The sequence below is a fragment of the Streptomyces torulosus genome (assembly GCF_001419765.1).
GTDB lineage: Bacteria > Actinomycetota > Actinomycetes > Streptomycetales > Streptomycetaceae > Streptomyces > Streptomyces torulosus.
Window position 1 is genome coordinate 1 of sequence record NZ_LIRK01000351.1, and the last position, 9,098, is coordinate 9,098.

General features: G+C 72.1%; 9 protein-coding genes and 1 pseudogene. 8 read left to right on the forward strand and 2 right to left on the reverse strand.

The features are described from left to right. Window positions 1-117 precede the first annotated feature (117 nt). The 5 genes from AOK23_RS24200 (at window position 118) to AOK23_RS24220 (ending at window position 5,134) form a co-directional block, all read left to right on the forward strand. On the forward strand, window positions 118-1,320 hold the full coding sequence (locus AOK23_RS24200) for a PucR family transcriptional regulator (protein ID WP_055714765.1): 1,203 nt from the start codon (window positions 118-120) through the stop codon (window positions 1,318-1,320). Between the two features lie 89 nt (window positions 1,321-1,409). Continuing rightward, a complete protein-coding gene (locus tag AOK23_RS24205) occupies window positions 1,410-2,348 on the forward strand; it encodes an ACP S-malonyltransferase (protein ID WP_055520194.1) in 939 nt (312 codons plus the stop codon). A 21-nt stretch (window positions 2,349-2,369) separates the two neighbouring features. After that, window positions 2,370-3,401, forward strand: coding sequence for a ketoacyl-ACP synthase III (locus AOK23_RS24210; RefSeq protein ID WP_055714766.1), 1,032 nt, complete (start codon window positions 2,370-2,372; stop codon window positions 3,399-3,401). Between the two features lie 99 nt (window positions 3,402-3,500). Continuing rightward, window positions 3,501-3,749 carry an acyl carrier protein gene (locus AOK23_RS24215; protein ID WP_007381745.1) on the forward strand — a complete coding sequence of 83 codons (249 nt, stop codon included), beginning with the start codon at window positions 3,501-3,503 and terminating at the stop codon, window positions 3,747-3,749. A 113-nt stretch (window positions 3,750-3,862) separates the two neighbouring features. Continuing rightward, window positions 3,863-5,134, forward strand: coding sequence for a beta-ketoacyl-[acyl-carrier-protein] synthase family protein (locus AOK23_RS24220; protein ID WP_055714767.1), 1,272 nt, complete (start codon window positions 3,863-3,865; stop codon window positions 5,132-5,134). Between the two features lie 153 nt (window positions 5,135-5,287). Here the strand turns inward: AOK23_RS24220 and AOK23_RS24225 are convergent, their stop codons facing one another. Continuing rightward, window positions 5,288-5,782: a DUF3145 domain-containing protein gene (locus tag AOK23_RS24225; RefSeq protein WP_055714768.1), complete on the reverse strand. Its 495-nt coding sequence runs from the start codon at window positions 5,780-5,782 to the stop codon at window positions 5,288-5,290. 344 nt (window positions 5,783-6,126) lie between these two features. Between AOK23_RS24225 and AOK23_RS24230 the strand changes: the two genes are divergently transcribed. From AOK23_RS24230 to AOK23_RS24240, 3 genes and pseudogenes are all read left to right on the forward strand, one after another. Next, a complete protein-coding gene (locus AOK23_RS24230) occupies window positions 6,127-7,026 on the forward strand; it encodes an SGNH/GDSL hydrolase family protein (protein WP_079049657.1) in 900 nt (299 codons plus the stop codon). A 101-nt stretch (window positions 7,027-7,127) separates the two neighbouring features. After that, window positions 7,128-7,247: pseudogene (locus AOK23_RS50175) on the forward strand (TetR family transcriptional regulator); the annotation flags it as partial. A 179-nt stretch (window positions 7,248-7,426) separates the two neighbouring features. Further along, on the forward strand, window positions 7,427-8,677 hold the full coding sequence (locus AOK23_RS24240; protein WP_240496531.1) for a pyroglutamyl-peptidase I: 1,251 nt from the start codon (window positions 7,427-7,429) through the stop codon (window positions 8,675-8,677). A 13-nt stretch (window positions 8,678-8,690) separates the two neighbouring features. On the opposite strand, the gene AOK23_RS24245 is transcribed toward AOK23_RS24240, so the two are convergent. After that, on the reverse strand, window positions 8,691-9,098 hold a 408-nt coding region (locus tag AOK23_RS24245), incomplete at its 5' end, for an EI24 domain-containing protein (protein ID WP_240496532.1).

Below are 9,098 nucleotides of genomic sequence, written 5' to 3' on the forward strand. Positions count from 1 at the left end.
CTCCCCGCCACGCACCGGGCCCCACTCCCCGACTCGCCCCGGCCCTCGCTGACGCGCACCCCCAGCTCACGCACCCTACGACGCAAGCGAGCGCAGCGATAAGGCACTCTAGGTCCCGTGCCCGAACCAGAAGCCAGCAAGTCCGAGACCGCACCGTACGTCCACGCGCACGCCGCGACGTTGAAGCGGCTGGAGAAGTCGTCCGGAAGCCTCGCCGCGCAGGCCATCGCGCGGATGGACGAGACGCTGCCCTGGTACCGGGCGATGCCGCCCGAGAACCGGTCGTGGATCGGACTGGTCGCCCAGGCGGGTATCGCGGCGTTCACGGAGTGGTTCCGGCACCCGGACGCCCCCCAGGCGATCTCGACGGACGTGTTCGGGACCGCGCCGCGTGAACTGACCCGGGCGATCACGCTCCGCCAGACCGTCGAGATGGTGCGGACGACCATCGAGGTCATGGAGTCCGCGATCGACGAGGTCGCGGCCCCCGGCGACGAGAGCGTGCTGCGCGAGGCGCTGCTCGTGTACGCGCGGGAGATCGCGTTCGCCACCGCCCAGGTGTACGCGCAGGCCGCCGAGGCCCGGGGCGCGTGGGACGCCCGCCTGGAGTCCCTGGTCGTGAACGCGGTGCTCAGCGGCGAGGCCGACGAGGGTGCGGTGAGCCGGGCCGCCGCCCTCGGCTGGAACTCGCCCGACCATGTGTGCGTGGTCCTCGGCACGGCCCCCGACGGTGACAGCGAGCTGACCGTGGAGGCCATCCGCCGGGCGGCCCGGCACGCCAAGCTCCAGGTGCTCACGGGTGTGCTCGGCGACCGGCTCGTGGTGATCGCCGGCGGCAACAACGACCCCTTGCAGGTGGCGAAGTCGCTGATCGGCCCGTATGCGGCGGGCCCGGTCGTGGCGGGGCCGATCGTGCCCGACCTGCTGGCCGCGACCAGGTCCGCGCAGGCGGCGGCCGCGGGACTCAAGGCCTGTTCCGCCTGGCAGGACGCGCCCCGGCCCGTGCTGGCGGACGATCTGCTTCCGGAGCGCGCGATCGCGGGCGACCCCAACGCGCGCGAGCAGTTGGTGGAGGAGATCTACAGACCACTGGAGGAGGCCGGCTCCGCGCTCCTGGAGACGCTCAGCGTCTATCTCGAACAGGCGTCCAGTCTGGAGGGGGCGGCGCGGATGCTGTTCGTCCATCCCAACACCGTGCGCTACCGGCTTCGACGTGTGACTGACGTCACCGGCTGGTCGCCCTCCGATGTACGCTCTGCGTTCACGTTGCGGATCGCGTTGATCCTGGGGCGTCTGGTCGATGGGGATCACCAGCTCTAGGGTTTTGTCGGAGGGCTACAAAAGGCCCTGCTGTTCTTCGTCCCTGTCCCCACGGGCGGCTTCGGCCGTCCCCAAGAGAGAGTGTGAGAGTGCTCGTACTCGTCGCTCCCGGCCAGGGCGCCCAGACGCCCGGCTTCCTGAACCCTTGGCTCGAACTCCCCGGTGCCGCCGACCGCCTCGCCGCGTGGTCGGACGCCATCGGACTCGACCTCGCCCACTACGGGACGCAGGCCGACGCCGACGACATCCGGGACACCGCCGTCGCCCAGCCGCTGCTGGTCGCCGCCGGACTGCTGTCCGCCACCGCCCTCGGGGACGTCTCCCCCGGTGCGGTCGCGGGCCACAGCGTCGGTGAGATCACCGCCGCCGCCTTCGCCGGTGTCCTCGACGACACGGCCGCGCTGACCCTCGTGCGCAAGCGGGGTCTGGCCATGGCCGAGGCCGCCGCGATCACCGAGACCGGTATGTCCGCGCTGCTCGGCGGCGACCCGGCGACGACGGTGCCGCACCTGGAGAAGCTGGGGCTGACCCCGGCGAACATGAACGGCGCGGGCCAGATCGTGGCCGCGGGCACCCTGGAGCAGCTGGCCGCCCTGGCGGAGGACAAGCCCGAAGGCGTCCGCAAGGTCGTGGCGCTCAAGGTCGCCGGCGCCTTCCACACGCACCACATGGGCCCGGCCGTGGACGCGCTCGCCAAGGCCGCCGAGGCCCTGTCGCCCGCGGACCCGACCGTCACCTATGTCTCCAACAAGGACGGCAAGGCCGTCGCGACCGGCGCCGAGGTGCTGGAACGGCTGGTCGGACAGGTCGCCAACCCGGTCCGCTGGGACCTGTGCATGGAGACCTTCAAGGAGCTGGGTGTGACCGGCCTGATCGAGGTCTGCCCCGGCGGTACGCTCACCGGTCTCGCCAAGCGCGCGCTGCCTGGCGTACGGACGGTGGCCCTCAAGACTCCCGACGACCTCGACGCCGCTCGTGAGCTCATCGCCGAGACATCGACACCTGCCGCTGACGCGGCGGGCGCCTGAGACCTTAGGAGCCAGACAGAAATGTCGAAGATCAGGCCGAGCAAGGGCGCCCCGTACGCACGCATCCTCGGCGTCGGCGGCTACCGCCCGGTCCGAGTGGTGCCCAACGACGTGATCCTGGAGCGGATCGACTCCTCCGACGAGTGGATCCGCTCCCGCTCCGGCATCGAGACCCGGCACTGGGCGAACGACGAGGAGACCGTCGCCGCCATGTCGATCGAGGCGTCCGGCAAGGCCATCGCGGACGCCGGCATCACCGCCGAGCAGATCGGCGCCGTGGTCGTCTCCACCGTCTCGCACTTCAGCCAGACCCCGGCCGTCGCCACGGAGATCGCCGACAAGCTCGGCACGGCGAAGGCCGCCGCCTTCGACATCTCGGCCGGCTGCGCGGGCTTCGGCTACGGCCTGACCCTCGCCAAGGGCATGGTCGTCGAGGGCTCCGCGGAGTACGTCCTCGTCATCGGCGTGGAGCGGCTGTCGGACCTCACCGACCTGGAGGACCGGGCCACCGCGTTCCTCTTCGGTGACGGCGCCGGCGCGGTCGTCGTCGGTCCCTCCCAGGAGCCGCACATCGGCCCCACGGTCTGGGGCTCCGAGGGCGACAAGGCCGGGACCATCAAGCAGACGGTCCCGTGGAACGAGTACCGGATCGGTGATCTGGACAAGCTCCCGCTGGACAGCGAGGGCAACGTCAAGTTCCCCGCGATCACCCAGGAAGGCCAGGCGGTGTTCCGCTGGGCCGTGTTCGAGATGGCGAAGGTCGCTCAGCAGGCGCTGGACGCGGCCGGGATCAGCCCGGACGACCTGGACGTCTTCATCCCTCACCAGGCCAACGAGCGGATCATCGACTCGATGGTGAAGACACTCAAGCTGCCGGAGCACGTCACGGTCGCCCGTGATGTGCGCACCACCGGCAACACCTCGGCCGCCTCGATCCCGCTCGCGATGGAGCGGCTCCTGGCGACCGGAGAGGCGAAGAGCGGCGACACCGCGCTCGTCATCGGCTTCGGGGCGGGTCTCGTGTACGCAGCGACGGTCGTTACCCTCCCCTAGGCAACCGTTCCGGATCTTGCGGTCCGGCGCGGTACAGCAACACCTGCCGCTGACGCGGCGGACGCCCACCCTCTGGATATCTACGAAGGAGCGCCTGACATGGCCGCCACTCAGGAAGAGATCGTCGCCGGTCTCGCCGACATCGTGAACGAGATCGCCGGCATCCCGGTCGAGGACGTCCAGCTGGACAAGTCCTTCACCGACGACCTGGACGTCGACTCCCTGTCCATGGTCGAGGTCGTCGTCGCCGCCGAAGAGCGCTTCGACGTCAAGATCCCGGACGACGACGTCAAGAACCTCAAGACCGTCGGCGACGCGACCGACTACATCCTCAAGCACCAGGCCTGATCCGCCGGGACCGGGTCCGGCCGTCCGGCCGCCCGGTCCCCGGAATCAGTCCGTCTGCCCCGCCACCCGGCGGTGGCGCCGCTGAATCCTCGTAACCGTTGGAGAACATTCCCGTGAGTTCGACCAATCGCACCGTGGTCGTCACCGGTATCGGCGCAACCACACCGCTGGGTGGCGACGCGACTTCCACCTGGGAGGGGCTGGTGGCCGGCAAGTCCGGTGTCCGCCCCCTGGAGCAGGACTGGGCCGCCGAGCAGGCGGTCCGTATCGCGGCGCAGATCGCCGTCGAGCCGACCGAGGTCATCCCCCGGCCGCAGGCCCGCAAGCTGGACCGTTCGGCGCAGTTCGCGCTGATCGCGGCCAAGGAGGCGTGGGCCGACGCCGGTTACACCGAGACCTCCGCCGACGACGGCACCGTCGACGCCGACCGGGTCGGCACGGTCATCGCCTCCGGCATCGGTGGCGTGACGACGCTGCTCGACCAGTACGACGTGCTGAAGGACAAGGGCGTACGCCGCGTGTCCCCGCACACCGTGCCCATGCTGATGCCCAACGGCCCGTCCGCCAACGTCGGTCTGTACGTGGGGGCCCGTGCCGGTGTGCACACCCCCGTGTCCGCCTGCGCGTCGGGCGCCGAGGCCATCGGCTACGCCATCGAGATGATCCGCACCGGCCGCGCCGACGTCGTGGTCGCCGGTGGCACCGAGGCGGCGATCCACCCGCTGCCCATCGCCGCGTTCGGCAACATGATGGCGATGTCCAAGAACAACGAGAACCCGCAGGCCGCGTCGCGTCCGTACGACACCGCCCGCGACGGCTTCGTCCTCGGTGAGGGCGCGGGCGTCGTGGTCCTGGAGTCCGCGGAGCACGCCGCCGCCCGCGGGGCCCGGGTCTACGCGGAGGCGGTCGGGCAGGGCATCTCCGCCGACGGCCACGACATCGTGCAGCCCGAGCCGGAGGGGCGGGGCATCGCCCACGCCCTGCAGAACCTGCTGGACCGCACCGACCTGGACCCGGCGGAGATCGTGCACGTCAACGCGCACGCGACGTCGACGCCGGCCGGTGACATCGCCGAACTGAAGGCGCTGCGCAAGGTGTTCGGTGACGACACCGACCACATGGCCGTGTCCGGTACGAAGTCCATGACCGGGCATCTGCTGGGTGGCGCCGGTGGTGTGGAGACCGTCGCGACGGTGCTCGCGCTGTACCACCGGGTGGCTCCGCCGACGATCAACGTCGACGACCTGGACCCGGAGGCCGAGGCCAACGCGGACGTGGTGCGGGGTGAGGCCCGCAAGCTGCCCGTGGAGGGCCGGATCGCCGCGCTGAACGACTCGTTCGGCTTCGGTGGGCACAACGTGGTGCTGGCGTTCAGGACGATCTGACGCTCGCGTCAGCCGAGAATGGCCCGGACTCTGGGAAGAGTTCGGGCCATTCGCCGTTGGTGGACCGCGTGTCGGCCGGTGCGGGCCGTCTTGGGCTGGGCTCGCGCGGTTCCCCGCGCCCCCGCAAAGACCGGTGTCGCGGCCCGGGTCCGTCTACACGACCTGGTGGAGCCAGCGGACCGGGGCGCCCTCTCCCGCGTAGCGGAACGGTTCCAGCTCGTCGTCCCAGGGCTTGCCGAGGAGCCTCGCGATCTCCCCCTCCAGGTCCGTCTCGCCGCGCTGGGATCTCGTCAGGGCCGCGCGCAGGCGGTCCTCCGGGATGAGGATGTCGCCGTGGATGCCGGTGACGGCGTGGAAGATGCCCAGGTCGGGGGTGCAGCTGTAGCGCTCGCCCTCGGCGGTGGGGCAGGGCTCGGCGGTGACCTCGAAGCGGAGCAGGTGCCAGCCGCGGAGCGCGGAGGCGAGCTGGGAGGCGGTGCCGGCCCGGCCCTGCCAGGAGAACTCCGAGCGCCAGGTGCCCGGCGCGGCCGGCTGACGGATCCAGTCGAGGTTCACCCGGGTGCCCAGAACGCCCGCGACGGCCCACTCGACGTGCGGGCACAGCGCACGCGGCGCGGAGTGCACGTACAGAACTCCACGTGTCGTCACCGGGGCCTCCACAGAGCGGGACGTCTTGCAGTTTGACGGATCGGCAGTGGCAGAGCGGCCACGGGCCGAGGCTACCGTGCGGCGGGGCGGGGAGTGTGACGTACCGTCGGAGCCGGCGCCGGGAAGCAGCGCGGATTCACCCGGCGGGACGCGTGTCCGACCCCTCGGTTGGGCCATCGGGGGTGGACCCCCGGAAGAACTCGGCCATCTGAGGGGACGTCCGGAATGGCTGGATCAGTTGCGTCGTCCGCCACATCCGTCCCGGCCGCCCTCCGTGTCGGGAACCCCCGCGCGTTGGGAAGGGTGGGAACTTGCATGGGGATGACCGAAGAGGGGACCAGGGGATGCGGAAGCGACGCCACCGTTCGAGGGCGGTGTCCGGTGCCGTGCTGGCGGCGGCGCTGCTGGCGGTGACCGGCTGCGACGCCACCGGCGGCAACTCCCCCGGCCCCGAGGGCACCGGCACGAAGGCCCGGCCCTCCGCGTCGCCGACCCCCGCCTGGGACAGCACCCCCCGCTCGCTGGTGGCGGTCGGGGACTCCATCACCCGTGGCTTCGACGCATGCTCGGTGCTGTCGGACTGCCCCGAGGTGTCGTGGGCGACCGGCAGCGACGCCTCGGTGGACAGTCTCGCCGTACGGCTGCTCGGCCGGACCGGAGCGGCCGAGCGCAGCTGGAACTACGCGGTCACCGGGGCCCGGATGGCCGACCTGCCGAGCCAGGTGGCGCGGGCGGTGACCCGGAAGCCGGAGCTGGTCACGGTCATGATCGGCGCGAACGACGCGTGCCGGGCGACCGCCGACGAGATGACCCCGGTCGCGGACTTCCGCGCCGACTTCCAGGACGCGATGGACGCGCTCCGCGACAGCCTGCCCAAGGCGCAGGTGTTCGTGACGAGCGTGCCCGATCTGAAGCGGCTGTGGTCCGAGGGCCGGACGAACGCGCTCGGCAAGCAGGTGTGGAAGCTCGGCATCTGCCCGTCCATGCTGGCCGACCCGGATGTCCTCACCACGGCGGCGACGGAGCGGCGGGAGGCCGTCCAGGACCGTGTGGAGGCGTACAACGACGTGCTGCGGGACGTGTGCGCCGAGGACCGCCACTGCCGGTACGACGGGGACGCGGTCTTCGACTACCGCTTCGGGCAGGCGCAGCTCAGCCAGTGGGACTGGTTCCATCCCAGTGTGGACGGCCAGGCGCGGCTGGCGGAGATCGCCTACCGGATCGTCAGCCGGAAGGGCGAGTGACCTAGGGTTTCCGCTCAGCGGCGTCGTGCCGTCCGTGGAGGTCCCCGACCGGGACGGGCGGACGGCGGACGTGGTGCTGGGGTTCGCGGATCTCTACGGGTATGCCGAACGGCCTCACCCCCGAGCGGACGGCGCCGCTGCTGGTGGCCGTGACGGACGGGCTGCGGTACCCGTGGCTGCTGGACCCGGAGGGGGCCGACACGCCGGGCGCGTTCCGCGACGTCCCGCACGGCACGCGGCATGGCGTGCGTCCCTTCCGTCACGCGATACTGCCGCGGTCCGGGCTACACCCCCCGCGGCGCGCTCGCGCCACAGCTAGGAAAGGACTCGAACTCCCTTGCATTCCACAGAACTTGGTTTCAGGTTGGGGCGGCGCGGCAGGGCCGGTGCGCGGGGAGCGGTGGGGCTGGTGGCCCTGTTCGCGGGGCTCGCCGTCCCCGGGCCCGCGGCGGCTTCCGGCTCGGGTCCGGCCGCGGCCCCGGGGGCCGCGGCGTCCCTCACCGTCGAGGAGCAGCGGCTCGACCGTGCGGTGCCCCGGGAGATTCTGCGGCGGTCCGGATTCGACGGGATCGCACCGGAGTTGGAGCGGGCGCTAGCCGGGGCGCGGTCGTACGAGCAGGCGGAGCGGATCGTCGTCCGTGAGGGATCGCGGCTGTGGACACGGGCCGTGGACCGGGCGCAGGGGCGAGGGCCGGCGGGCGGCGACCTCAGCCGGGACGACGACCGGCCGCTGTACTGGGCCCGGTTGGGCATGACGCGGGAAGTCCGCGCGTGGGCACCGGGGTTCGGGCTGACTGACGCCCAACGGGCGTCGCTGCTGGGGAGGTTGGAGCAGGCGTCACGGGGGCAGGACGCGATCAGTTACCCCCGCTCCGCCGACGGGAAGGGGCTGAAGCGGATCCTCGTCACCGGGTTCGACCCGTTCACCCTGGACCGGGACATCCGGATCTCCAACCCGTCCGGGGCGACGGCGCTCGCGCTCGACGGCACGGTGATCCGGACCGCCGACGGTCCGGCGCGGATCGAGACGGCCGTCTTCCCCGTCCGCTGGCAGGACTTCGCCGACGGGACGGTGGAGCGCACCCTGCGCGGGCAGCTGCCCCGGGTGGACCTCTTCGCCACCGTCAGCCAGGGCCGGGTCGGGCGCTTCGACATCGAGCGCACCAACGGGGCCTGGCGGGGCGGCTTCCCCGACAACGACGACGTCGCGCGCACCGAGACCGTCCCGGTGACCGACCCCGCCACACAGCCGCAGTGGACGTCCACGACCCTGCCGTACGCGGACATCGTCGCCGCGGCCACGGGGCGCTTCCCGGTGTACGACAACACGAGCGTGACGGAGATACCGGCGGGCGGCACCACGGCGGTCGTACGGCCGGAGGGGCCGACCGCGGGCTCGACCGCCAGGGCCGGGGGCGGCGGGAACTACCTCTCCAACGAGATCGCCTACCGGGCGACGCTGCTGCGGGACCGGCTGGGGCTGCACGACACGCTGCCGGGCGGGCATGTGCACACGCCGGTACTGCAGTTCGGGACGGGCAACACCGACCCGGCGACCGGGACGGTCACCGACCCCGAGTTCGTGCGGAACCGGCTGGACATCATCGCGCAGGTACGGGCCATCGTGGGGGTGGCCGCGGACGCGTCGTGACCCGTCCCGGCGGTCACCGCACCCGGGGCTTGGTCCAGGGGTCCGCCGGCCGGGGCCGGGGCGCGTGGCCGCCGCCGGGGCCGCCGCCGCTCCGGCCGTCGCGGTCGTCGCTGTCGTCGTCGCCCGTCGTCTCCTCGCCGAGGAGGTCGCGGGCCATGAGGGTGGCGCCCGCGACCGCGCCCGGCATCAGGAAGACGGCGACGAACGGGACGAGGAAGGCGAGGGCGAGCGGCGTGCCGAAGCCCCAGACCAGGGTCCTGCGGGAGCGGAGCAGCCGGAGACGGTCGCGTGCTTCGACACGGCGGCGCTGGAGGGCGACCGACGTCAGCTCCTCGGTGAGGAAGAAGCCGGTCACGAAGAAGCCGATGACGGGGACGACCGTCTGCCCGACGAACGGGACGAAGCCGAGGCCGAAGAGCAG